The 24826-nt window shown below is 65.9% G+C and carries 20 protein-coding genes, 1 tRNA gene and 2 pseudogenes; 10 read left to right on the forward strand and 13 right to left on the reverse strand.

Annotation, left to right across the window (positions count from 1 at the left end; translation table 11 throughout):
* Position 1 precedes the first annotated feature (1 nt).
* From QO058_RS13060 to maiA, 3 genes and pseudogenes are all read left to right on the forward strand, one after another.
* Entirely contained in the window at positions 2-190 is a 189-nt protein-coding gene (locus tag QO058_RS13060) for a twin transmembrane helix small protein (RefSeq protein WP_284172461.1), read from the forward strand.
* 101 nt (positions 191-291) lie between these two features.
* Positions 292-897 carry an acyloxyacyl hydrolase gene (locus QO058_RS13065; protein WP_284172462.1) on the forward strand — a complete coding sequence of 202 codons (606 nt, stop codon included), beginning with the start codon at positions 292-294 and terminating at the stop codon, positions 895-897.
* A 99-nt stretch (positions 898-996) separates the two neighbouring features.
* Positions 997-1630: pseudogene (gene maiA, locus QO058_RS13070) on the forward strand (maleylacetoacetate isomerase).
* 6 nt (positions 1631-1636) lie between these two features.
* On the opposite strand, the gene QO058_RS13075 reads toward maiA, so the two are convergent.
* Together QO058_RS13075 and bla are read right to left on the reverse strand one after the other, a co-directional pair.
* Positions 1637-1888 (reverse strand): hypothetical protein, encoded by a 252-nt coding sequence (locus QO058_RS13075; protein WP_432212061.1) that lies wholly within the window; start codon positions 1886-1888, stop codon positions 1637-1639.
* A gap of 113 nt (positions 1889-2001) precedes the next feature.
* The gene (bla, locus tag QO058_RS13080; RefSeq protein WP_284172464.1) at positions 2002-2871 is read right to left on the reverse strand and encodes a class A beta-lactamase; all 870 of its coding nucleotides are present in this window, start codon (positions 2869-2871) and stop codon (positions 2002-2004) included.
* 190 nt (positions 2872-3061) lie between these two features.
* Here bla and QO058_RS13085 point away from each other — a divergent pair, with 190 nt between their 5' ends.
* Positions 3062-3952 (forward strand): LysR family transcriptional regulator, encoded by an 891-nt coding sequence (locus QO058_RS13085; protein ID WP_284172465.1) that lies wholly within the window; start codon positions 3062-3064, stop codon positions 3950-3952.
* A 61-nt stretch (positions 3953-4013) separates the two neighbouring features.
* Here QO058_RS13085 and QO058_RS13090 read toward each other — a convergent pair.
* Positions 4014-4088: transfer RNA gene (locus tag QO058_RS13090), tRNA-Val, on the reverse strand.
* 136 nt (positions 4089-4224) lie between these two features.
* Positions 4225-4584: a cell cycle two-component system response regulator CpdR gene (gene cpdR / locus QO058_RS13095; protein ID WP_038363805.1), complete on the reverse strand. Its 360-nt coding sequence runs from the start codon at positions 4582-4584 to the stop codon at positions 4225-4227.
* 286 nt (positions 4585-4870) lie between these two features.
* On the opposite strand from cpdR, the gene QO058_RS13100 reads away from it, so the two are divergent.
* Together QO058_RS13100 and hisN are read left to right on the forward strand one after the other, a co-directional pair.
* Complete coding sequence (locus QO058_RS13100) at positions 4871-5791, forward strand: N-formylglutamate amidohydrolase (RefSeq protein WP_284172467.1); 921 nt, start codon at positions 4871-4873, stop codon at positions 5789-5791.
* 353 nt (positions 5792-6144) lie between these two features.
* Positions 6145-6927 carry a histidinol-phosphatase gene (gene hisN, locus QO058_RS13105; protein WP_284172468.1) on the forward strand — a complete coding sequence of 261 codons (783 nt, stop codon included), beginning with the start codon at positions 6145-6147 and terminating at the stop codon, positions 6925-6927.
* Here the strand turns inward: hisN and QO058_RS13110 are convergent.
* Both QO058_RS13110 and QO058_RS13115 read right to left on the reverse strand, forming a co-directional pair.
* On the reverse strand, positions 6832-7887 hold the full coding sequence (locus QO058_RS13110; RefSeq protein WP_284172469.1) for an alpha/beta fold hydrolase: 1056 nt from the start codon (positions 7885-7887) through the stop codon (positions 6832-6834). The genes hisN and QO058_RS13110 overlap by 96 nt on opposite strands.
* A 27-nt stretch (positions 7888-7914) precedes the next feature.
* Entirely contained in the window at positions 7915-8040 is a 126-nt protein-coding gene (locus tag QO058_RS13115; protein ID WP_284172470.1) for a hypothetical protein, read from the reverse strand.
* A gap of 25 nt (positions 8041-8065) precedes the next feature.
* Here QO058_RS13115 and QO058_RS13120 point away from each other — a divergent pair.
* Positions 8066-8526, forward strand: a pseudogene (locus tag QO058_RS13120) (Hsp20 family protein).
* 89 nt (positions 8527-8615) lie between these two features.
* Here QO058_RS13120 and QO058_RS13125 read toward each other — a convergent pair.
* Complete coding sequence (locus QO058_RS13125; protein WP_284172471.1) at positions 8616-9422, reverse strand: hypothetical protein; 807 nt, start codon at positions 9420-9422, stop codon at positions 8616-8618.
* A 102-nt stretch (positions 9423-9524) separates the two neighbouring features.
* Positions 9525-10583 carry a threonine aldolase family protein gene (locus QO058_RS13130; protein WP_284172472.1) on the reverse strand — a complete coding sequence of 353 codons (1059 nt, stop codon included), beginning with the start codon at positions 10581-10583 and terminating at the stop codon, positions 9525-9527.
* 655 nt (positions 10584-11238) lie between these two features.
* Here QO058_RS13130 and gltB point away from each other — a divergent pair.
* Both gltB and QO058_RS13140 read left to right on the forward strand, forming a co-directional pair.
* Positions 11239-15993 carry a glutamate synthase large subunit gene (gltB, locus tag QO058_RS13135; protein ID WP_432212043.1) on the forward strand — a complete coding sequence of 1585 codons (4755 nt, stop codon included), beginning with the start codon at positions 11239-11241 and terminating at the stop codon, positions 15991-15993.
* A gap of 4 nt (positions 15994-15997) precedes the next feature.
* On the forward strand, positions 15998-17422 hold the full coding sequence (locus QO058_RS13140) for a glutamate synthase subunit beta (protein WP_284172473.1): 1425 nt from the start codon (positions 15998-16000) through the stop codon (positions 17420-17422).
* A 132-nt stretch (positions 17423-17554) separates the two neighbouring features.
* On the opposite strand, the gene mutT is transcribed toward QO058_RS13140, so the two are convergent.
* The 5 genes from mutT to QO058_RS13165 all read right to left on the reverse strand — a co-directional run bounded on the left by mutT (position 17555) and on the right by QO058_RS13165 (position 21616).
* Entirely contained in the window at positions 17555-17971 is a 417-nt protein-coding gene (mutT, locus tag QO058_RS13145) for an 8-oxo-dGTP diphosphatase MutT (protein ID WP_284172884.1), read from the reverse strand.
* Entirely contained in the window at positions 17967-18305 is a 339-nt protein-coding gene (locus tag QO058_RS13150) for a peptidase associated/transthyretin-like domain-containing protein (RefSeq protein WP_284172474.1), read from the reverse strand. Before QO058_RS13150 ends, mutT begins: the two co-directional genes overlap by 5 nt.
* The gene (locus QO058_RS13155; RefSeq protein WP_284172475.1) at positions 18250-19413 is read right to left on the reverse strand and encodes a DMT family transporter; all 1164 of its coding nucleotides are present in this window, start codon (positions 19411-19413) and stop codon (positions 18250-18252) included. The genes QO058_RS13150 and QO058_RS13155 overlap by 56 nt, the downstream gene beginning before the upstream one ends.
* On the reverse strand, positions 19382-20632 hold the full coding sequence (argJ, locus tag QO058_RS13160) for a bifunctional glutamate N-acetyltransferase/amino-acid acetyltransferase ArgJ (RefSeq protein WP_284172476.1): 1251 nt from the start codon (positions 20630-20632) through the stop codon (positions 19382-19384). Before argJ ends, QO058_RS13155 begins: the two co-directional genes overlap by 32 nt.
* Before the next feature lie 135 nt (positions 20633-20767).
* On the reverse strand, positions 20768-21616 hold the full coding sequence (locus QO058_RS13165) for a peptidylprolyl isomerase (RefSeq protein ID WP_284172477.1): 849 nt from the start codon (positions 21614-21616) through the stop codon (positions 20768-20770).
* A 306-nt stretch (positions 21617-21922) separates the two neighbouring features.
* Between QO058_RS13165 and secA the strand changes: the two genes are divergently transcribed.
* The gene (secA, locus tag QO058_RS13170) at positions 21923-24769 is read left to right on the forward strand and encodes a preprotein translocase subunit SecA (protein WP_284172478.1); all 2847 of its coding nucleotides are present in this window, start codon (positions 21923-21925) and stop codon (positions 24767-24769) included.
* The last annotated feature ends 57 nt before the right edge of the window (positions 24770-24826 follow it).

Below are 24826 nucleotides of genomic sequence, written 5' to 3' on the forward strand. Positions count from 1 at the left end.
GATGAACGTCTCCTCCGCTATCGTCCCGATCGCTGTCTGCGCCGTCGCCGTCGTGCTGCTGCTCGGGCTGGTCAACATGCTGCGCGGCGGCAGCTCTAACACCTCGCAGAAGCTGATGCGGCTGCGCGTGGTGCTGCAGTTCATCGCGATTTTGGTGATCCTCGGCGTACTCTGGTGGCGCGCCGGCTGACCGTTTTGCGGTGCACAAGGACGGCGTCGTCACATTGCAGCCACCACTCTCTGCGCTTTTCTAATCTTTAAAAGCTCCGCCGAAAGCCCAAATCACCCGCCATGGTTCGCGTCGCGTCGCTGTTCGTTGCCCTTTCGGTCCTGTCCGCGCCAGCGCTGGCGCAGGCCGACCGCGGCGGTAGCCGCGCGCTTGGGTACGCCCCGGCGACGGAGGCTCCCGCCCCGGCCTGGGAGGCACGTTTCGGCCTCGGCGCAGCCAACCCCGGCGGACGCGAGAGCGGCCTGCTCAACTTTGGCGGCGAGATTCTGACACCGCGCGTCGCCACGCTGAACGACCGCTTCACCAACGCCTTCGTGCCGCGCTTCCATCTCGGCTCCAGCCTCAATGCCAACGGCACGCAATACGCCTATGCCGGCGCAACCTGGACTTTCGATCTCTCGCAATCGCTCTTCGTCGAGGCGAGCCTCGGCGCCGCCGTCAACAACGGCAAGACCGGCTTCGTCATCCCTGAGAACCGCCTGAATGTCGGCTGCAACACCGGCGCGCGCAGCGCCGCCGCCCTCGGCTTCCGCCTCAGCGACCGCTGGAGCCTGATCGCGACGCTGGAGCATTTCAGCACGACGGGCTGCTCCGACAATCCGGTCGCCAACGCCGGCAGCCCGCGCGGCCCCTCGAATTTCGGCGCCCGCCTCGGCTATACCTTCTAAAAGCCATTCCAGCAGAAGTGCGTAGCGGTTCTGCGTCCGGAATTGCGTAAAAAGAGATTACCGGCCACTTCGAGCCGGCCCCCACAAGGAGGCGGCGCCATGAAGCTGCACGGCTATTTCCGCAGTTCGGCCGCCTGGCGCGTGCGCATCGCGCTCAATCTCAAAGGCCTCAAAGTCGAGCACGTCTCGCACCATCTGCGCCATGGCGAGCAGCGCGACCCCGCCTATCTCAAGCTCAACCCGCAGGGGCTGGTCCCGACGCTGGAGCTCGATGACGGCACGGTGCTGACCCAGTCGCTCGCCATCATCGAATGGCTCGAGGAAACCCGTCCTGAGCCGTCGCTGCTGCCGAAAGACCCCACCGCGCGGGCCAAGGTACGGGCCTTTGCCCAGGCGATCGCCTGCGACACCCATCCGGTCCAGAACCTCAAGGTGCTGAACCGGCTGCGCGAACTCGGCCACGACGGTGAAACGGCGCTGGCCTGGGCGGCCGCCACCAATGTCGACGGGCTGTCGGCCTGCGAGCAGCTCGCAGCCAACAATCCCGGCCCCTTCTGCTTCGGCGCCGCACCCAGTCTCGCCGATATCTGCTTAGTGCCGCAGCTCGGCAACGCCAGGCGCTTCAAGGTTGATGTCACCCAGTTCCCGCGCCTGCTGCAGGGCAGAGGCGGCAGCGCTTGAACTCGCCGCCTTCCACGATGCGGCACCGGACCGTCAGGCCGACGCCGAATAGCGCCGCTCACCAGCGTCGATACGGCCACGGTCCCCAATACGGGCCATAGAAGCCGGAAGTCTCCAGTCGCCCCCGCCGCGAGGCCGAACGGTCGAGATCGACCTCCATCAGGCAGTTGGCGAAGCCCTCCGCTCCCTTGCGGAAGCCATAGGACCGGCAGCGTTCCTCATCGAAGGCGCGCTGCTCGGCTGCGGTGACGCAGCCGCCGAGCGCAGCTGCGAGCCCCAATGCGATCAGCCATCTTGCACGCATCGTCAGATCCTCCAGGCCGTGCAGACATTCGAAGGATCATGCCATGAAAGCGGCGTTTTGACGTCACCTTCAAATCTGCCTGCGGATCACCCAACGGTTTCGAGACGTTTTCCCGCAGTTCAAAGCGAAGTCGCCAGTCGCCCGACCTCGGCCAGCACGGCTTCGCGTTCCGGAAAAGTCCCTCGCGACTCGGCGTAGTAGGCGGTGATGATCCGCGGCGCCCGGCCCGGCGGCCAGATCACGCCGATATCGTTGGTGGCGTTGTTGCTACCCGTGCCGGTCCTGTCACCGACGCGCCAGCCCTTCGGCACGCCCGCGCGCAGGCGCTTGTCGCCGGTCTTGTTGGCAACCAGCCAGGCGGTGAGCTGATGACGCGAGGCCGGTGAGAGTGCCGCGCCCAGCACCGTCTGGCGCAGGATTTGGGCCATCGCGACCGGCGTGGTGGTGTCGCGTGGATCGCCGGGTGTCGCCTCGTTCAGCTCCAGCTCGCGTCGATCCAGCCGCGAGCTGTCATCGCCCAGCGAGCGCATATAAGAGGTCAGGCCTTTTGGCCCGCCGAACGAATCGAGCAGCAGATTGCCGGCAGCGTTGTCGCTGAGCGTGACGGCCGCGTCGCAAAGCTCGGCGACCGTGAGGCCTTTCTCGACATGTTTCTCGGTGACCGGCGAATAGGTGACGAGATCGGCCTTGGTATAGCTGACGCGCCGATCGAGTTCTTCCTCGCCTCGGTCGACCCGCGCCAGCACGAAGGCCGCGGCGACGAATTTGAAAGTGCTGCACATGGCGAAACGCTCCTCGCCGCGATGCGCGATGACGCGGCCATTGCCACTGTCGAGGATCGCGACGCCGAGGCGCCCCCCATGCTTGCGGTCGAGCGCGAACAGCGCCTCGCGCACCTCATCCTCGCGCCCTTGCGCCAGCGCGGGCAGGCCGCCCAGCATCGGCGCGCTCATCAGGGAGGCGACCAGCAAATCTCGGCGTCGGATCATCGTTTTCTCCATGCGGAAGCCGTCGCACGAGCGGCATGCTCGCGCGGGAGGGGAAGCGGTCCTGGCGAAGTCATCGCGCGGGACGGAAGGCATACCGGGCGCGTTGTCTGGCACCGTTCTCGCCGCGAGCTTGCCTAATCGCAAACGATGATATCTCTACAGAGCCATTAGATTATCTAAGGCTCTCGCCATGCTCCGCCCGCACCTGCCACTGAACGCGTTGCGTGCCTTCGAAGCCTCGGCCCGCCATCTCAGCTTCACCAAGGCAGCGATCGAGCTCTGCGTCACCCAGGCCGCGATCAGCCATCAGGTAAAGGGCCTCGAGGAGCGTCTCGGCATCGAGCTGTTCCGCCGCCTGCCGCGCGGGCTCGCGCTGACGGACGAGGGTCGCAGCCTTTTGCCCACCCTGCGCGACAGCTTCGACCGCATCGCCGGCCTGCTCGAACGCTTCGAGACCGGGCGCCCGGTCGAGGTTCTGAACGTCGGCGCAGTCGGCACTTTCGCGCTCGGCTGGCTGCTGCCGCGCCTTGCCGGCTTCCGTCAGGCTCATCCGCAGATCGATCTGCGCCTCACCACCAACAACAACCGCGTCGATCTCGCTGCCGAAGGTCTCGATTACGCGCTCCGCTTCGGCGGCGGCGCCTGGCACGGCACGGCGGCGCTGCGCCTGTTCGACGCGCCGATGACGCCCGTCTGTTCTCCCGCCTTGGCTGCCGCCCTGCGCCAGCCCGTCGATTGTACGGAGCAGGTCCTGCTGCGCTCCTATCGCGCCGACGAATGGAAGCTGTGGAGCGAGGCGGCGGGGATCGAGCCGTTGCAGGCACGAGGCCCCGTCTTCGACACTTCGATCGCGCTCGCCGAGGTCGCCGCCGCCGGCGAAGGCATAGCCCTCGTGCCGGCACTGCTGTTCTCGCGCTACTTCGATGACGGCAGGCTGGTCCGCCCCTTTCCGATCGAGGTCGCGCTCGGCAGCTACTGGCTGACCTGGCTGCAGTCGCGCTCGCTGACCCCGGCCATGCTCGCCTTCCGCGACTGGCTGCAGGAGGAAAGCCGCCTGCAGATCGCGTCGCGAACGAGCTGAGCCCCAAAGCAAAACGGCCGCCCGGTGGGCGGCCGTCCGTCCTTGAAATCCAAGGAGAAAATGGTGGGCGCGACAGGGATCGAACCTGTGACCCCTACGATGTCAACGTAGTGCTCTCCCGCTGAGCTACGCGCCCGTTTTGCCCGAAGGCATCCGGAACGACACCGGCCAGAAGGCGGCGTCGCTGCGAGGTGGAGGGGCTATAGCGGACGTGTGCGCGCCTTGCAAGGCGCTTCGTCGGCTTCTTTGCAGGAAGCCGACACACCCAGCCGTCACGCCGCCAGCAGCTTCTCGACCTCGTTGACCAGCTCGCGCAGATGGAAGGGCTTCGACAGCACCTTGGCGTCCTTCGGCGTCTGCGAATCCGGATTGAGCGCGACTGCCGCAAAACCGGTGATGAACATCACCTTGATGTCGGGATCGAGCTCGGTGGCGCGGCGCGCCAGCTCGATGCCGTCCATCTCCGGCATGACGATGTCGGTCAGGAGCAGCTCGAACGGCTCCTCGCGCAGCCGGTTATAGGCCGATAGCCCATTGTCGAACGAGGCGACGTCATAGCCCGCATTCTGCAGCGCCTTCACCAGGAAGCGGCGCATATCGTTATCGTCTTCGGCCAGGAGAATCTTCGTCATGGCGCCTTGCTTCATCCGTGATGTTGCGCCGAGCCCACCCCGCCCCGTCTGGCTGGAAGTCGATTCGCTCGCTTCGTCGTCCCTCGTACCCGGGTGGCTGTCCCTGCCATTCCAGGCTTCACCGGTCCAGCCCAGTGCATGCGAACTCACCGCTCGCACACATCAAGTTGGATCAGCCAGTTCTATTTGGCGACATTACGGTAAACAACCAGTGAAGGCCGTCTGCAGGAATGACGATAGGGCATCCCCTTCAATCGGCTTCGGCTTTGTGCTTGAGTTCGGGAACATGACCCAGCCAGCCGGATTCTCTTTTCCCCGCCCGGACGACGTGATCGCCGAGATCGAACGGCCGTTCACGCTCTACCAGCCGGCGCTGCAGGTCGTTCCCGTCATCGTCGACGTGCCCCATGCCGGGCGGCGTTATCCGCGGGCCTTCGTCGAGGGCGCGCGCCTGCCGCTCAGGGCCCTGCGCCGCTCCGAGGACGCTTATGTCGATCTGCTCTTCTCAGGAGCCGTCGCGCTCGGCGCTCCTCTGCTGGTCGCCGAGTTCCCGCGCGCTTTTCTCGACGCCAATCGCGAGCCCTACGAACTCGATCCGCGCATGTTCGAGGGCCGGCTGCCCGGCTTCGCCAATACCCGTTCGCTGCGCGTCGCCGGCGGCCTCGGCACGATCCCGCGCATCGTCGGCGAGGCCTATGAGATTTATCCGGGCCGCATCCCGGTCGAGAGTGCGCTGGCGCGGATCGAAGAGCTCTATCGGCCCTATCACGCCGGATTGCGCCATCTGGTGAATCGGACGCAAGGCAGCTTCGGCAGCTGCATCCTGGTCGACGCCCATTCCATGCCCTCGACCGGGCTCGATCGCGAGGGCATCGCCAAGGCCGACATCATCCTGGGCGATCGTTTCGGCACCAGCGCTTCCAGCTTCGTCGTCGACGCGGCGGAGGAAGCCTTCGCTCGCGCCGGCCTCAAGGTGACGCGCAACCGCCCCTATGCCGGAGGCTTCATCACCGAGCATTACGGCGCGCCCGGCTCCGGCGTGCATGCGCTACAGATCGAGGTCAGCCGCGCGCTCTACATGAACGAGGCGACGCTCGAGCCGAGCAGCGGCTTCTCCGCCCTGCAGCAGGTGATCAGCACCGCCATGGCCGAATGTTTCGCGCGCTGGAGTGGTTGGAGCGACGATTGGCGCCAGGCGGCGGAGTGAACCTCCGGCCAGCCGCCAACGTTTTGCAATCCCAAAGAAAGAGGGCCGCGCACTTGCGTGGCGGCCCAAAGTCTAGGGAGGAAACGCCCAAGGAGGGCAACGAAGGTTTGAAGCGATCTCCCCTTCGCACTGCACAATAACTCTTTGCATCGCAACAAAGCAAGCGCTGGCAGTGGCAATGGCATGCGTCGCGCGCATATTGCTGCAGCATTTTTGCTCGACACCGAACGATCTTGCGGAACAGCATCGGGCTGAACCGTCCACACTCCATCGGCATTGAGCCAGCAGCGCTTGTCATCCCGCTCGTCCCGCAGCATGAAGACGACGGCCGACGGAGCCGAAGGAAACCCTTGATGAGCGCGGTCGATTTCGCTGAGTTCGTCGCCCGGCTGGCGACGCTGTCCGGCCAGGCGATCCTGCCTTTCTTTCGCGCCAGGCATACGACCGAGGACAAGTCCGGCGGCGGCGTCTTCGATCCCGTCACCGAGGGTGATCGCGCCGGCGAGGACGTGATGCGCGACCTGATCAGGCGCACATTCCCGGCCCATGGCATTCTCGGCGAGGAGTTCGGAGCCGAGAATGCGGACGCCGAATATGTCTGGGTGCTCGACCCGATCGACGGCACGCGCGCCTTCATCTCCGGCATCCCGGTCTGGGGCACGCTGATCGGGCTGACCCGCGGAGGCGTGCCGGTCTACGGCATGATGAACCAGCCCTTCACCGGCGAGCGCTTCTCCGGCGACGGCCGCATGGCGCGCTATGAGGGGCCGAACGGGCCGCGCGAACTACACACCCGCCAGGTGACGAACCTTGCCGAGGCGACGCTAATGACCACGAGCCCGAATCTCTTCGTGGATGGGCAGAAGGCCGCCTATGGCCGCGTCGAGAGCGCCGTGCGCATGGCCCGCTATGGCTGCGACTGCTACGCCTATTGCATGCTGGCCGCCGGCCATATCGATCTCGTCATCGAGAGCGGGCTGAAGCCCTACGACATCGTCGCGCTGATCCCAATCATCGAGGGCGCCGGCGGCATCGTCACCTCATGGGACGGCGGCAGCGCCGCCCAGGGCGGCACCATCCTCGCCGCCGGCAACAGGACGCTGCACCAGGCCGCGCTCGCCCTCCTCAACGGCTGAGGCGGGCGCGGGCACACCCTCGCCCGGCACGAAGGCGTCGAAGGCGGCCCAGAACTGCGCCCGGATCGCGTCGTTCTCCATCAGGATCTCGTGGCGTGCCGTCGGCAGCACCAGAGCGGAGCCGGTTTTGAGCCTTGCCGCGAAGCGCTCGATCGCCGGCGTCGACACGACGGGATCGCGTCCGGCCGCGACAATCAGCGTCGGCACTTTGACCTCGAGCGGCGCGCGCGGCTGCGCCAGGCGGTCCATCAGCTGGAAGGCGGCATGGATCCAGCCGACGCTGGGATCGCCGACGGCGAGTTCGCGTGCCGCCGCCGACAAGGCGGCATTGCGAGCATAGCGGACCGGATCGGAGCTCAAGCGATTGCCTTCGAACGGCTTTGTGCCGATCGCGGTATCGCCGCCGCCCGGCACGAAGGCCTTCCCGAAGCCGAGCCAGTACAGCACCCGTGCCAGCCAGCGGGCGCCGCGCGGATTCTCGATCATGCTGATCCCGAACATCGGCGCAATCGCGACCAGGCGCGAGACCGGCAGCGCCTCCCGGCGCGCCGCATCGAGACAAAGCGCCGCCCCCATCGAGTGGGCCAGCGCGAAATACGGCGCCGGGAAATGGTCTTGCATCTGCCCCACGACCAAAGCGAGGTCACGCTCGTAGTCGCTAAGTCGGCCGACATGTCCCCGGCGCTGCCGGCTGGTGAAACGCTGCGAGCCGCCCTGCCCGCGCCAGTCGAAGGTCAGGACATGGAAGCCGCGCCGGCGCAATTCGGCGATCACCTCGCTATAGCGCTCGATGAACTCGGCACGCCCCTGTACGACGAGGACCGTGCCCTTCTCCCGACGCACGCTCGGACGCCAGCTCGCCAGGCGCAGGCGCGCGCCATCGCTGGCCCCGGCAAACCAGACCTTGCCGTGACCGGGCACCGGATAATCCCGCTGGTTAAAGAATTCGGCCTGCGTCATTGGCGCTCCGGCTGGCTCATTGCTCCGTTATGCCCAGCCGAACCCGGTCTTGAAAAGCTGGAAAACGTAACCCAGATCATTGCTGCGCAGGCCATCAAGCGGCTGCGCGAGCCTACCCCTTAAGCCCGCGCTCATGACGAGGCGGGTGATCAACTGTCGCTTCCTTTGGAGGACAATCATGCGTTCCTACGATCTTTCCCCGCTCTATCGCTCGACCGTCGGCTTCGACCGCCTGTTTTCGCTGCTCGACCAGGCCACCAGTGTCGAGAATACGCCAAGCTATCCCCCTACAATATCGAACGCACCGCCGAGAACGCCTATCGCATCTCGATCGCGGTCGCCGGCTTCGGCGAATCCGACCTCTCGATCGAGAGCAAGGAGAACGCGCTGACCGTTCGCGGCGAGAAGAAGACCGCCGAGGATAGCGAGAAGCGCGAGGTCCTGCATCAGGGCATCGCCGCCCGCGCCTTCGAGCGTCGCTTCCAACTCGCCGATTACGTCCAGGTCACTGGCGCCAGCCTCGAGAACGGGCTGCTCCATATCGACCTCGTCCGCGAGATTCCCGAGGCCAAGAAGCCGCGCCTGATTCCGATCGGCGCGCAGGGCGCCAAGGTGATCGAGGCCAGGAAGGCCGCGTAACCGATATCGTGTGAAAGCACTGCAAGCCTGAAACGCGAGAGCCTTCCCGGGAAACCGGGGAGGCTCTTTGTCTATGCGCCCCGCAGCTCTCAGTTCGGCGGATTGACTGGCGCGATCGACGTCTCGGGCTTCGGCTGCGCTGTCTTCATCTCCTCGATCTGCACGGGCGGCAGGGTCGTGTCCGGCGTCGGAATGCCGCTCGGATGCGCTCGCGCCAAAGGCGGCAGACGATCGGGCTCATCGGCGCCACGGACATCCTGCGGGTTGACCAGCTTCGGCTTGCCGATGTCCGCCGGCGCGACCGACGGCACGGCAGCGGGTTTTGCCACTGGCGCATCAGGCTTCGGGGCTGCAGGCGACGGCGGGGCGATGGTCGCGGGCGCACTGGCCTCGGCCGGCGGCTGGGCCGGCTTCAAGGCGGCTGGCCGCTCCGGCGGACGCGGCGTCAGCTTCTTCGGTGCCGGACGCTCCTCCTCGCGCGGGTCGAGCCTGACGGTCCGCGGCGGCGGCTGCAGCACGATGCGGTCGATCAGCTCGCCATTGAAACGGTCGATGACGAGCCGCACCCGCGACCCGTTCGCCGCGAGGCCATCGACGATGATGGCCGAGCTCGTTCGCACCGTCCGCTGTACCTCGCGCAAACCGAACTCCTGTACGGCGGTCCGCTCGATTGCCCGCGGCGGGATCGGTGCTGCCCTGCGCGGCGCGTAATCGTAGCGCGGACCGTAATCATCGTCGTAGTCATAGCCGTAGCCATAACGGGCATAGCCGCCGCCGTAATCGTCGAGCTGCGCCAAAGCCGGGCTGCTCGCACCGGCCATCGCGGCCAGAACGACAAAGCCTGCCAGCCGGTGGCGCAGGGTGCGCGGCGCGACGGGCGAAACGAAGACTGCCATGGTCTCTATCCTCTTGAGACGAAATTCGCAGTCTTCAGTTCTCGGTAAGGATTGCGGCGCGCTTGCGGCGTGAATCCGCTGGGGAATAGGCCTTTTCGGCCTTCAGACGGCAACCAGAACGGCCGCGAGCCGGTCGACGTCGTCCTGCCGCGTCGCGAAGGAACAGACGAAGCGGCCAACGACCTCGCCCATCTGAAGCTCTTGTCCCACAGGCAGCGCACCGTCAGACCAGGCGATATACTGCGCGCCTTGCGCCGCCAGTGCCGCTTGCGCCTGCGGCGGCAGCACCAGGAAGACCTCGTTGGCCTCGCAGGCCCAGGCCAACCTCAACTTGCCTTCGGCCTCGACGGCTCGGGCGAGACGAGAGGCCATCGCATTGGCATGCCGGGCAAGATCGAGCCAGTGGCCGTCCGCCAGCAGCCCCTCGAACTGGGTCCCGATCAACCGGCCCTTGGACAGCGTGTGCCCGGCTCGCTTGCGCCGCCAGGGTATCTCTCCTGCATTGGCCGGATCGAAGACGACCACCGCCTCGGCGGCGAAGGCGCCGTTTTTGGTGCCGCCGAAGGAGAGTACGTCGACACCCGCCTTCCAGGTGATCTCTGCCGGCGTGCAGCCGAGCGCGACGACGGCATTGGCAAAGCGGGCGCCGTCCATGTGCAGCTTCAGGCCGCGCGGCACGATCGCCTGCTTCAGCGCCGCGACCTCGGAGGGCGTGTAGACCAGTCCGCATTCGGTCGCCTGCGTGATCGAGAGCATCTGCGGCTGGACCTGATGCACGGCGCCTTCCCGCATGCGCGCGAGCTGGTCGGTGACGACTTCGGGAACGAGCTTGCAGCCGTCACCTGGCAATCCGACGATCTTGGCCCCGCCGGTGAAGAACTCGGGCGCACCGCACTCGTCAGCGGCGATATGCGCCTCGTGATGGCAGAGCACCGCGCCCCAGGGCTGGACCAGGCTCGCCAGTGCAAGTGCATTCGCCGCCGTGCCGGTCGTGACCAAGAAGACCGCGACCTCGCGCTCGAACAACTCCGCGAACAGGGCCTCGACCCGCTTCGTCCAGGCATCATTGCCGTAGCCGACAGCGAAGCCGTCATTGGCCTCCGCCATCGCCTGCATCACCGGCGCGCTCGCTCCGGCCAGGTTGTCGCTGATGAAATTCATGGAGCTGATATCCGGCGGACCGCTGCGTAGGCCCTGACGGATAAGCACGCTCCTGCCATGGCGCAATTGATGCCAGAGCCCGTTCCGGTCTGCTTGCAGTGCAAGCCGACCGGTAAAACGATCTCTAATCAAAAGTGAGAGACGGATTCATCGATGACGCAGGGCAGCCCCGATCTCGGCTACCAACAACTTCCGGCTTGGCTTGCCGGCCGCAGTGATGTGAAAATGTCGAGACCCGGACACAGATAGCAACAAAATGTCGCTGCGACGCAAAAACGACGCTTGTGCCCAGATTGGAATTCTGGCAAGGTCAAGGCATTAGGACAGTGATACTGTCCCATTTTCGGAGTGGGCCTCGCCGAGGCCCCGGCGCAGGCGGATGGAGCGGACGATGACGGGAGGTACGGCAAACAAAGCCAAAGCCAACCGTACGACGCGCGCCGCCCGCAAAACGGCGGCGTAACCAGGCGCGGCAGGGCTCGAAGAGCCCGAGGCGCCTGCGGAGGACGCGGGCGCAAGACCAAACCAGCGCAAGCAACCTTCGCAAACCGAGAATAAAGCCGAACCGGCCCGATCCTTGCTCGACAAGGTGGCAGCCGGTGCGGCGGTGACTTTGGCTGGCTCCCGGCGGATGCTGCGGGGCCCAAGGCGGCGGATGGCGGAGGTGACGATGAGCGAAGGCAGGAAGGCGAGCGCGATGGCCAAGACCACTGCTGTGGCTACCACTGCTACGACCACGACCGCTTTCGAGCGTTTCCCCGACGTGCGCGACCCGGCCATGCCGGCACGCCAAGGCCTCTACGATCCGTCTTATGAGAAGGACTCGTGCGGCGTCGGCTTCATCGCCGACATGAAGAACCGCAAGAGCCACGCGATCGTCGCGCAGGGCTTGCAGATCCTGCACAATATCGACCATCGCGGCGCGGTCGGAGCCGATCCCAAGCTCGGCGACGGCTGCGGCATCCTCACCCAGATCCCGCACCGCTTCTTCAAGGAGGAGTGCGCCAGGATCGGTATCGAGCTGCCCGAACCCGGCCACTACGCCATCGGCCAGTTCTTCATGCCGCAGGAGGCCGACAACCGCGCGACCTGCGAGGAGATCGTCGCCCAGACGATCGAGGAGGAAGGGTTGGTCTTCCTCGGCTGGCGCGATGTGCCGGTCGACAACAGCGATCTCGGTGAAGCCGTCAAGGAGACCGAGCCCTGCCATCGCCAGATCTTCGTCGGCCGACCGGCCGAGATCACTGACGAAGACGAGTTCGAGCGCCAAGTCTATGTCCTCAGAAAGTCGGTCTCGAACAAGGTCTACAAGCGCCATGACCGGGCGACCGCGACCTATTATCCGGTCTCTTTCTCCTGCCGAACCATCGTCTACAAAGGCATGGTGCTGGTCACCCAGCTCGGCGCCTATTTCAAGGATCTGACCGACGAACGCTTCGAAAGCGCGCTCGCCCTCGTCCACCAGCGCTTCGCCACCAACACCTTCCCGTCCTGGCGCCTCGCCCACCCCTACCGGATGGTCGCCCATAACGGCGAGATCAATACGCTGCGCGGCAACGTCAACTGGATGGCGGCGCGTCAGGCCTCTGTCGATTCAGACCTGTTCGGGGCCGACATCTCGAAGCTCTGGCCGATTTCCTATGAAGGCCAATCCGACACCGCCTGCTTCGACAACGCCCTCGAATTCCTGATCCAGGGTGGCTATTCGCTGGCCCATGCCATGATGATGCTGGTGCCCGAGGCCTGGGCCGGCAACCCGCTGATGGATGACAGCCGGCGCGCCTTCTACGAATACCATGCCGCGCTGATGGAGCCGTGGGATGGCCCCGCCGCGATCGCCTTCACCGATGGCCGCCAGATCGGCGCGACGCTCGACCGCAACGGCCTGCGCCCCGCGCGCTATCTCGTCACCGATGACGGGCTCGTCGTGCTCGCCTCCGAATTCGGCGTGCTGCCGATCCCGGAGGAGAAGATCGTCCAAAAGTGGCGGCTCCAGCCCGGCAAGATGCTGCTGATCGACCTCGACCAGGGCCGGATCATCGGCGATGACGAGATCAAGAGCACGCTCTGCCTCGCCAACCCCTACAAGGACTGGCTGAAGCGCACCCAGATCGTGCTCGAGGAGCTGCCGCCGGTCGAGGCGCGCGCCTCGCGCACCGACGTCGCCTTGCTCGATCGCCAGCAGGCCTTCGGCTACACCCAGGAAGACACCAAGATCCTGATGGCGCCGATGGCGGTGACCGGCCAGGAAGCGGTCGGCTCGATGGGTACCGATACGCCGATTTCGGCGCTCTCCTCGAAGTCGAAGCTGCTCTACACCTATTTCAAGCAGAACTTCGCCCAGGTTACCAACCCGGCGATCGACCCGATCCGCGAGGAGCTCGTGATGAGCCTCCTCTCCTTCATCGGGCCGCGGCCGAACATCCTCGACCTCGAAGGCACCTCGCGCCGCAAGCGCCTGGAAGTGCGCCAGCCGATCCTGACCAATGACGATCTCGAGAAGATCCGCTGCATAGGTCACTACGAGGATCGCTTCGACACCAAGACGCTCGACATCACCTACCCGACCCGCGAAGGCGCGGCCGGCATGGAGGGGGCGATCGCCCGCCTGTGCGAGCGCGCCGAAGCGGCCGTCCATGGCGGCTACAACATCATCATCCTCTCCGACCGGCAGGTCGGCTCCGACCGCATCCCGATCCCGGCTTTGCTGGCGACGGCCGCCGTCCACCATCACCTGATCCGCAAGGGTCTACGAACTTCGGTCGGCCTCGTCGTCGAATCCGGCGAGCCGCGCGAAATCCACCATTTCGCCCTGCTCGCCGGCTTCGGCGCCGAGGCGATCAACCCCTATCTCGCCTTCGAGACACTCGAAGCGCTGTTCGAGGCCGGCGAGTTCCCGCCGGAGGTCGACCGCTACGAGGTGGTCAAGCGCTTCATCAAGTCGGTCGGCAAGGGCCTGCTCAAGGTCATGTCCAAGATGGGCATCTCGACCTACCAGTCCTATTGCGGCGCCCAGATCTTCGACGCGGTTGGCCTGCGCAGCGACCTGATCGAGACCTATTTCACCGGCACCATCTCCTCGATCGAGGGTGTCGGCCTCGCCGAGATCGCCGAGGAGAGCGTGCGCCGCCACCGCGACGCCTTCGGCGACTCGCCGGTCTATCGCGACTCGCTCGATATCGGCGGCGAATACGCCTTCCGGATCCGCGGCGAAGCCCATGCCTGGACACCGGAGAATATTGGGCTGCTCCAGCACGCCGTGCGCGGCAATGCCCGCGACAAGTTCAAGGCCTATTCCGAGCTGGTCAACGACCAGACCGAGAAGCTCTCGACCATTCGCGGCCTGTTCCACGTCAAGATGGCGCAGGAACTCGGCCGCACGCCCGTGCCGCTCGACGAGGTCGAGAGCGCGGTCTCGATCGTCAAGCGCTTCTCGACCGGCGCCATGTCCTTCGGCTCGATCAGCCACGAGGCGCATTCGACCCTGGCGCTGGCGATGAACGCGATCGGCGGCAAGTCGAACACCGGCGAGGGCGGCGAGGAGCCGGAGCGCTTCAAGCCGCTGCCGGACGGGCGCTCGATGCGCTCGGCGATCAAGCAGGTCGCTTCGGGCCGCTTCGGCGTCACCACCGAATACCTCGTCAACTCGGCGATGATGCAGATCAAGGTCTCGCAGGGCGCCAAGCCCGGCGAGGGCGGCCAGCTGCCTGGCCACAAGGTCGATGCCCGCATCGCCAAGGTCCGGCATTCGACCCCGGGCGTCGGCCTGATCTCGCCGCCGCCGCATCACGACATCTATTCGATCGAGGATCTCGCCCAGCTGATCTTCGACCTGAAGAACGTCAACCCGGCGGCCGACGTCTCGGTCAAGCTCGTCTCCGAGCTCGGTGTCGGCACCGTCGCCGCCGGCGTCGCCAAGGCGCGCGCCGACCACATCACCATCGCCGGCTACGAGGGCGGCACCGGCGCTTCGCCACTGACCTCGATCAAGCATGCCGGCTCGCCCTGGGAGATCGGCCTCGCCGAGACCCACCAGATCCTGGTGATGAACAAGCTGCGCGGCCGCATCGCCTTGCAGGTCGATGGCGGGCTGCGCACGGCGCGCGACATCATCATCGGCGCGCTGCTGGGCGCCGACGAGTTCGGCTTTGCCACCGCGCCGTTGATCGCCGCCGGCTGCATCATGATGCGCAAGTGCCATCTCAACACCTGCCCGGTCGGCGTCGCGACGCAGGATCCGGTGCTGCGCAAGCGCTTCAAGGGCGCGCCCGAGCACGTCATCAACTTCTTCTTCTTCCTCGCCGAGGACGTGCGCGAGATCATGGCTGAGATGGGCGTGAAGAGCTTCGACGAGCTCGTCGGCCGCTCCGACTGGCTCGACAAGAAAGAGGCCATCGACCACTGGAAGGCCAGGGGGCTCGATTTCGCCCGCATCTTCCACAAGCCGGAGCCAGGTCCGGGCGTCGCTATCCGCAATGTCGAGCGCCAGGTCCACCCGATCGAATCGGTGCTCGACCGCACGTTGATCGCCAAGGCCGGCGCCTCGCTCGATACCGGCGCTCCGGTGGTGATCGAGAGCGCGATCCGCAATGTCGATCGCTCGACCGGCGCGATGATCTCCGGCGAGATCGCCAAGCGCCACGGTTCGGCCGGCCTGCCGGAGGATGCGATCACGGTGAAGCTCACCGGTACCGCCGGCCAGAGCTTCGGCGCATGGGTCGCGGCGGGCGTGACGCTCGATCTGACCGGCCAGGCCAACGACTATGTCGGCAAGGGCCTGTCGGGCGGCAAGCTGATCATCCGGCCCGACCCCAGGTCGCGGGCGCTGGCCGAGGAGGCGATCATCGTCGGCAACACCGTGCTCTACGGCGCGATCTCGGGCGAATGCTACTTCCGCGGCGTCGCCGGCGAGCGCTTCGCCGTGCGCAATTCCGGCGCAATCGCGGTGGTCGAGGGCACCGGCGACCATGGCTGCGAATACATGACCGGCGGCGTCGTCGTCGTGCTCGGCCAGACCGGCCGCAACTTCGCGGCCGGCATGTCGGGCGGCATCGCCTATGTGCTCAACGAGGACAAGAGCTTCGCCAAGCGCTGCAACCTCTCCATGGTCGATCTCGAGCCGGTGCCGGAGGAAGAGGAGCTGACCCAGCGCCTCTACCACCATGGCGGCGATCTCGAGTTCAAGGGCCGCATCGACGTCATGGCCAACATGTCGGGCTACGACGCCGAGCGGCTGCACCAGCTCATCGTCAACCACCTGAAATACACCGGGTCGGCGCGGGCGCAGACCATTCTGGAGAACTGGGCGGAGTACCTGCCCAAGTTCGTCAAGGTCATGCCGGTCGAGTACCGGCGCGCACTACTGGAAATCGAGCGGGCCCAGGCCGGCATCTCGGTCGCGGCGGAGTGAGACGATGGGCAAGGTAACCGGCTTCCTCGAGATCGACCGCCGCGACCGGAAGTATCTTCCGGCCTCGGACCGCATTCGCAACTACAAGGAATTCATCATCCCGCTCGGCCGGGAAGCGACCCGCGACCAGGCGGCGCGCTGCATGAATTGCGGCATCCCGTATTGTCACAATGGCTGCCCGGTCAACAACCAGATCCCCGACTGGAACGACCTCGTCTACAACGACAAGTGGCAGGAAGCGCTCACCAATCTGCACTCGACCAACAACTTCCCCGAATTCACCGGCCGTGTCTGCCCCGCCCCTTGCGAGGCCTCCTGCACGCTGAACCTCGAGGACAGCCCGGTCACCATCAAGTCGATCGAATGCGCGATCGTCGACAAGGGCTGGCAGCAGGGCTGGATCGTACCCGAGCCGGCCTCGACCAAGACCGGCAAGAAGGTCGCGATCATCGGTTCCGGCCCTGCGGGCCTGGCAGCTGCCCAGCAGCTCGCTCGTGCCGGCCATGAAGTCCATGTCTATGAGCGTCAGGCGCGCGCCGGCGGCCTGCTGCGTTATGGCATTCCCGACTTCAAGATGGAGAAGTCGCATGTCGATCGGCGCGTCGCCCAGATGGAGGGCGAAGGCGTCGTCTTCCATTACGGCGTCAATGTCGGCGTCGACATCGAGCCGCAGGAGCTGCTCGCGCAATATGACGCGATCGGCCTGACCGGCGGTGCCGAGAAGCCGCGCGACCTTCCGATCGAAGGCCGCGACCTCGACGGCGTCCAGTTCGCCATGGACTTCCTGCCACAGCAGAACCGCCGCAATGGCGGCGAGCCGGACACGACGGGCAATGCCCGTCCGATCCTGGCCGGCGGCAAGCATGTCGTCGTCATCGGTGGCGGCGACACCGGCTCCGACTGCATCGGCACTTCGGTACGCCAGGGCGCTCTCTCGGTCACGCAGCTCGAGATCATGCCGCAGCCTCCCGAGAAGGAGAACAAGCAGCTGACCTGGCCGAACTGGCCGCTGAAGCTGCGGACCTCGTCCAGCCATGAGGAAGGCGCCGAGCGCGACTTCGCCGTCGGCACCGTCAAGTTCACCGGCGAGAACGGCAAGGTGAAGACGCTGCATTGCGCCAAGGTCGATGCCTCCTTCAAGCCGATCGAGGGCAGCGAGTTCCAGCTCAAGGCCGATCTCGTCCTCCTCGCCATGGGCTTCGTCTCGCCAGTGCACGACGGCCTCATCGCCAAGCTCGGCGTCAACATCGACGGGCGCGGCAATGTCGCGGCCAACATGCTGGCCTACAAGACCTCGGTCGAGAAGGTCTTTGCCGCCGGCGACATGCGCCGTGGTCAGTCGCTGGTGGTCTGGGCGATCCGCGAGGGCCGCCAGATGGCCCATTCGATCGACAAGCACCTGATGGGCGAGACCATCCTGCCGCGCTGAGCGGCAGAGGGAACGACTAGCGTCATGCTCGGGCGAAGACCCGAGCATCTCAGGCAAGATGAGGCTCCAATACGCGCCTTCTCGTCTTGAGATTCTCGGGTCTGCGCTTCGCTTCGCCCGAGAATGACGGCCTCACACGCCCAGCAGATCCACCAGCGGCGGGATCAGCGGCTCGTCGGCCGGCGGCATGGCGAGCTCGCTCAACTTGCCGGGGCGAACCCATTTCAGCGCCTGCCCCTCGCCTGAAATTACCGTCCCCTCCCAGCGCCGGCAGATATAGAGCGGCATCAGCAGGTGGAATTCGGGATAGGCGTAGCTGGCGAAGGTCAGCGGTGCCAGGCAGGCTTCCTTGACGGTAATGCCGAGCTCCTCGGAAAGCTCGCGGATCAGCGCCGGCTCCGGCCGCTCGCCGGGCTCCAGCTTGCCGCCGGGAAACTCCCACAGACCCGCCAAGGCTTTTCCTTCGGGACGTTGGGTGACGAGCACGCGGTTGTCGGAATCGACCAGCGCGCAGGCGACGACGAGCAGCAGTTTCACAAGAAAGCTAATGTCCTGAGAGGATGACCTCGACCGGCTCGGTTTCCTTGCCGGTCAGCGTGACCTCGTCATAGACCGAACCGCCCTCGCGGAAAATCGCATCTTCCTCGCCCCAGATCACCTGGGTCGAGACGAAATAGGTCCCGGGCGCGACCTTGTCGAAGCTGAAGCGCCCCCTCGCCGTCGTTTTCGTCGTCCGAGTGAACTGCGCGTAGAGCGGATCGATCTGGCCGTTCGGATAGCGCCAGTGCGGCAGGAACTTGGTCTTCTCGAAGATGCTGCTGAAGCGCTCACGGGCATAGGCCGTCGCCGGGATCAGCCTGACCACCTCGCCTGCCGCGTTCACGACCTGACCTTTTGAACGCGTCCGGAAGGCGTGGCCGACGATGGTGCCGGTTCCGGGTTTTCGGATCACGGCCGCTTCCTCGGCCGAGAAGGATGACGTGGTTGACGGCTCCTGCGCCATACAGGCACCCAGCAGGGCCGCAAGGCCCAGCACGCATGCGATCCTCTTCATCTGGCTCGTCCCCCGCAGGCGCCGTCGATACCAGAAAGACGCCTGCGAGGATGATGCAACCTCCGATAACTTGCCGCAACTCCAGCGTTTCACCGAGGACGAGCACACCCATGACGGCAGCGACCGCCGGCACCAGATAGCCGGTCATCGCCGCCCGCGTCGGCCCGGCGGCGCGGATCAGCCGCATGAAGAACGTCACCGGCAGCGCCGTCGCGAGCACCCCGAGCGCCAGCACGGCCTGCCAGTGCAGCGTCAGGGCCGAGAGTGCGCCCCAACCGGAAAACACCAGGGTCAGCAGCAGCGCCCCCGAGCCGGAGATCATCTGCTGGCCGAGCGCGAGCCGGATCGGATCGCCCGACTGTGGCGGCACCGCACGGACGTAGAGATTGGCGCAAGCATAAGAGAGGGTCGCGCCGACCATGGCCAGGAGGCTGAGCGCCGTGCCGCCACCCTCGGCCAGGCGCGGCCCGATCAGGATGGCAACGCCGGCCATACCTGTGGCGATACCAGTGAGGCGGCGCCGACCGAGACGTTCCTCGGCGAACAGGAGATGCGCGAACAGCGCCGTGACCAGCGGCCCCGCCGCCTGGATCATCGCCGCCGGCCCGCTGGCGAGCTGGATCAGCGCATAGGCGACAAGCACGTTCGGCAGCCAGCCATTGGCCGTGCCGAGCACGAGCCAGTGGCGGATCTCATGGCGGCGCGGCAGCGGGCTCTGCCCGCGCGCCGCGACGAAAAGCGCCAACGTGGCGGCGCCGAGCAGGCCGCGGCCGGCGGCGATCGCCCAGGGCGAGACCTCGCCGGCCATCAGCTTGATGAACAGGTAGCTGCTGCCCCAGAGGAAGGAGCAGGCGGCGAGGTTGCCGACGATGAAAGCCTTGCTCGGCCCCGCCGGACCGGCAGGCTCAGGAGCGATAGTCGCCGTTGATTTCGACATAGGCCTTGGTCAGGTCGCAGGTCCAGACGGTGGCCTTGCCGCGGCCGAGGCCGAGATCGGCGGTCATGACGATGTGCTCGCCCTTCATGTAGTCGGAGACGGCCTGCTCGTCGTAAGCAGCGGCGCGTGCACCGGCTTCCGCGACCTTGATCGCGCCGAAAGAGATGTCGAGCTTGTCGCGATCGGCCGGCTCGCCGGCCTTGCCGACCGCCATGACGATGCGGCCCCAATTGGCGTCCTCGCCGGCAACCGCGGTCTTGACCAGCGGCGAGTTGGCGATCGAGAGCGCGACCTTCTTGGCCGAGCGCGACGACTGCGCTCCGACGACACGCACCTCGACGAACTTGCGGGCGCCCTCGCCATCCTTGCAGACCAGATGCGAGAGCTCGAGCAGGAGTGCGTTCAGCGCCCGCTTGAAGCCGGAGAGCCGGTTATCGCCGGGATCGGTGATCTCCGGCACGCCGCGTGCCTTGGCCTTAGCCGTAGAGAACAGCATCAGCGTGTCGGAGGTCGAGGTATCGCTGTCGACCGTGATCGCGTTGAACGAGCCCTTCACACCCTTCGAAAGCAGGGCCTGCAGCACCGGGGCTGCGATCGGCGCATCGGTGAAGACGAAGGAGAGCATCGTCGCCATATCAGGTGCGATCATGCCGGCGCCCTTCGCGATACCGGCGATGACGACCTCGTGCCCGTCGATCTTGGCCTTGCGCGAGACCGCCTTCGGGAAGGTGTCGGTGGTCATGATCGCCTTGGCGGCGTCCGACCAGGGTCCGTCGGCGGCACGCTTGGCACAATCAGCCAGCACGCCCTCGAACTTGGTCGCGTCGAGCGGCTCGCCGATCACGCCGGTCGAGGCGATGAAGACTTCTTCCGCCTTGCAGCCCGCCGCCTTGGCCGCAATCTTCGCCGTCAGCGCGACCGAGTCGCGGCCTTTCAGCCCGGTGAAGGCGTTGGCGTTGCCGGAGTTGACGACGATGGCGCGCGCCTTGCCCTGAGCCAGATTGGCCCGGCACCAGTCGACCGGTGCCGACGGGCATTTCGAGCGGGTGAAGACGCCGGCGGCCTGCGAGCCCTCATCGAGCAGGACGAGGAGCACGTCGGTACGGCCCTTGTAGCGGATGCCGGCTTCCGCGGTAGCGAAGCGCACGCCCGGCACAGCCGGAACCTTGGGCTGGCGCTTCGGCGCAAGCGGGGAAACGGGAACATCCTTGCCGGCCATGGAGCGTCTCCTCGAAAAAGCTCGCCCGATGTGCCGCAGCCGCGGGACGAAGACAAGGGTCTCAGCCCCGCCAAAACGAAACGCCCGGGCATGGCCCGGGCGCATCGCGACAATATCGTGAAAGCCGTGCCCCGATCAGGGCTTCTTCGGCTCGGCCGGAGCCGGCGTCGCCGGAGCGGCTGGCTTGTCGAGGCGCTCGACCTTGGCCTTCTCGCGCAGCGCGACGATGAGGTCCTGCTGTGCCTTGCGGACCAGGTATTGGTCGATCTGCGGCTTGACCTCGTCGAAGCTCGGTAGCGGCTTGCTGCGCTTGTCTTCGAGCTTGATGACATGCCAGCCGAACTGGCTTTTCACCGGCTCGGAGACCTGGCCTTTTTCGAGCTTGAAGGCGGCTTCGGCGAATTCCGGCACCATCCGGTCCTTGGCGAACCAGCCGAGATCGCCGCCTTCCTTGCCGGAGCCGGGATCCTTGGAGAGCTCGGCCGCGACCTTGGCGAAGTCCTCGCCCTTCTTCACCCGCTCCAGCGCTGCCTTGGCCTCCGCCTCTTCCGGCACCAGGATGTGGCGCGCGTGCACCTCTTCCTCGGGCTTCATCGCCTTGACGGTATCGTCGAAGAGCTTCTTCGCCGCCTCCGGCGTCGCCGCCTTCTTGGCCTCGGTCGTCAGGTATTCGTCGAGCAGCAGCTTGTCGCGGTTATAGGCGAGGCGCTTGGCGAATTCCGGCCCGTCGCCGATCTTGGCGGCCGCCGCGGTCTTGGCGCCGAGCTTGAGGTCGACCAGATAGTTGATCAGCTCCTCGCGCTTGCGCTCCTCCGGCATCTGCGCGGTGCGCTCGCCGAGATCGTCTTCGGCGAGCTTGAGGTCGCCTTCGGTGATGGTGATGCCGTCGACCTTGGCGACGGGCTTGTCCTGCTGCGCGAGGGCCGGCGCGGTAGCGGCGAGCACGAGGCCGAGCGACAGCGTGGCGAGACGGGACGAAACCATGGATCGGCCTTTCGATGAACGGCGCGGAAATGAATCTCGCAGGCTGAGTGCCAGCAGAACGCGGCCTTGGCAAGACGACGCCTCGCACATCAACGCGAGCCGGCAGGCATGGTTCAATGCGCCGCAGCGCCGCGGCGCCGGACAGAGCCTCTTGGAACCGGCCTGGCCGGATCTTACATGCGCGCGGATGAGCGCGTGCTGGACCACGCGCCTGCGCCCGTCTAAACACGCGCGTGAAATTCTGAGAGCTACCGCTTTCGGCCGCGCCTCCTGGCGCCGGCCGGATTCGCCATTGAAAGGCCAGACATGCTTGGCGCGCTTGCAAAGAAACTCTTCGGCTCGTCGAACGATCGGCGGGTGAAGGGCTACCAACCCCGCGTCGCCGCGATCAACGCGCTCGAAGCCGAGGTCTCCCAGCTCTCCGACGAAGCTCTTCGCGCCCGTACCGAAACCTTCAAGCAGCAGCTCGCCGACGGCGCCAAGCTCGACGACCTGCTCGTGCCGGCTTTCGCCACCGTGCGCGAGGCCGCCAAGCGCACGCTCGGCCAGCGCCATTTCGACGTCCAGCTGATCGGCGGCATGGTACTGCATGAGGGCGCCATCGCCGAGATGAAGACCGGCGAGGGCAAAACGCTTGTCGCTACCCTGCCAGTCTATCTCAACGCGCTTGCCGGCAAGGGCGTCCATGTCGTCACCGTCAACGACTACCTCGCCCGCCGCGACGCCGAGTGGATGAACCGGATCTACAGCTTCCTCGGCCTCTCCGTCGGCATCATCGTGCACGGCCTCGACGACGAGGAGCGCCAGCGCGCCTATGCCAGCGACATCACCTACGGCACCAACAACGAGTTCGGCTTCGACTATCTGCGCGACAACATGAAGTACGAGGTCGCGCAGATGAGCCAGCGCGGCCACCATTACGCAATCGTCGACGAGGTCGACTCGATCCTGATCGACGAAGCGCGTACGCCGCTGATCATCTCCGGCCCGCTCGACGACAAGTCGGACCTCTATGTCGCGATCGACAAGGTTCTGCCTGGGCTGGTCAAGACCGATTACGACGTCGACGAGAAGCAGCGCACTGTGGCGCTGACCGAGGCCGGCAACGAACATATCGAGGAATTGCTGAGGGCAGCCGGGCTGCTCAAGGAGGGCGATCTCTACGATTCCGCCAATGTCACCCTGGTGCACCATGTCAACCAGGCGCTGCGGGCGCACGCCCTGTTCAGCCGCGACAAGGACTACATCGTCCGCAATGACGAGGTCGTCATCATCGACGAGTTCAGCGGCCGCATGATGCCGGGCCGCCGCTATTCCGAAGGCCTGCACCAAGCGCTCGAAGCCAAGGAAAACGTCACCGTCCAGCCCGAGAACGCGACGCTGGCCTCGATCACCTTCCAGAACTATTTCCGCCTCTACAAGAAGCTCGCCGGCATGACCGGCACCGCCGCCACCGAGGCCGACGAGTTCGAGCAGATCTACAAGCTCGAGGTCGTCGAGATCCCGACCAATGTCCCGGTCGCCCGCATCGACGACGACGACGAGGTCTATCGCAGCTTCCCGGAGAAGGTGAAGTCGATCATCAAGGAACTCGACCGCGCCAGCGAGCGCCTGCAGCCCGTGCTGGTCGGCACCGCCTCGATCGAAAAGTCCGAGCTCGTCGCCGAGATGCTGGTGGAGGCTGGTTTCAAGCAGATCGACTTCGCTCAGCCCGACGCACTGGACAAGCTCTACGCCGCCGCCCGCTCGGGCAAGAGCGCCAAGCAGTTCGCCGTTCTGAACGCTCGCTTCCACGAGCAGGAGGCCTTCATCGTCGCCGAGGCCGGCGTACCCGGCGCGATCACCATCGCGACCAACATGGCAGGCCGCGGCACCGACATCAAACTTGGCGGCAATGTCGAGATGCGCGTCGCGCACGAAACCGCCGGCATGGAGGACGGGCCCGAGAAGCAGGCGAAAATCAAGGCGATCGAAGAGGAAGTCGCGCGCTTCCGCGAGATCGTGCTCAACGCCTCCGAGACCATCGAGCTCGAGCCGGCCAAGGGCTCACGCCCGGCCAAGACCATGACCCGCCCCGGCGGCCTCTACATCATCGGCACGGAGCGCCATGAAAGCCGGCGCATCGACAACCAGCTGCGTGGCCGCGGTGGTCGCCAGGGCGATCCGGGCCGCTCGAAGTTCTTCCTGTCGCTGCAGGACGACCTGATGCGCATCTTCGGCTCCGACCGGATGGACGGCATGCTGCAGAAGCTCGGCCTGCAGGAGGACGAGGCGATCGTCCATCCCTGGATCAACAAGGCGGTCGAGAAGGCGCAGGGCAAGGTCGAGGCGCGCAATTTCGACATCCGCAAGAACATTCTGAAATACGACGACGTCATGAACGACCAGCGCAAGGTCGTGTTCGAGCAGCGCCGCGAATTCATGCGGGCGGAGAGCGTGCGCGAGACCATCGACGACATGCGTCACGGCGTCGTCGAGGACACCGTCTCGCGGCGCATCCCGGAGGACGCCTATCCCGAGCAATGGGATGCCGCGGGCCTGCGCGAGGATGTCACGACCTATCTCAATCTCGAATTGCCGATCGAGGACTGGGCCAAGGAAGAGGGCATCGCCGACGCCGAACTGCGCGAGCGCATCCGCAAGACCGCCGATGACGACTACACGGCGCGCATCGAGCGCAACACCGAAGAGGTGATGACCTATATCGAGAAGCAGGTGCTGCTGCAGACGCTCGACCATCTCTGGCGCGAGCACCTCGTCACGCTCGACCATTTGCGGCAGGTCATCGGCTGGCGCGGCTATGCCCAGCGCGACCCGCTGAACGAGTACAAGCAGGAAGCCTTCGAGCTGTTCGACAGTCTGATCGGCCGCCTGCGCGAGCAGGTCACCGGCAATCTGATGCGGGTCGAGGTCCGCTTCGATGCGCCGCCGGAAGACGGCCTGGACCTTGCCCAGGGCAGCGGCGGCGCCCTGCCGCCCCCGCCCGCCGGCTTCCTTGGTGGCCAGCCGCAATTCGCCGCGACCGATGGCGATCTCGCCATCGCCGAGCGCAATCCGACCGACCCCGAGAGCTGGGGCAAGGTCGGGCGCAACGAGCTCTGCCCCTGCGGCTCCGGCAAGAAGTACAAGCACTGCCACGGCCAGTTCGTCTGACCGCGGCAGCTTTCGTTTATCCAGCGCATGAGAAGGGGCTCCGCCGGTGGCGGAGCC

The organism is Bosea vestrisii, from assembly GCF_030144325.1.
Classification (GTDB): domain Bacteria; phylum Pseudomonadota; class Alphaproteobacteria; order Rhizobiales; family Beijerinckiaceae; genus Allobosea; species Allobosea vestrisii_A.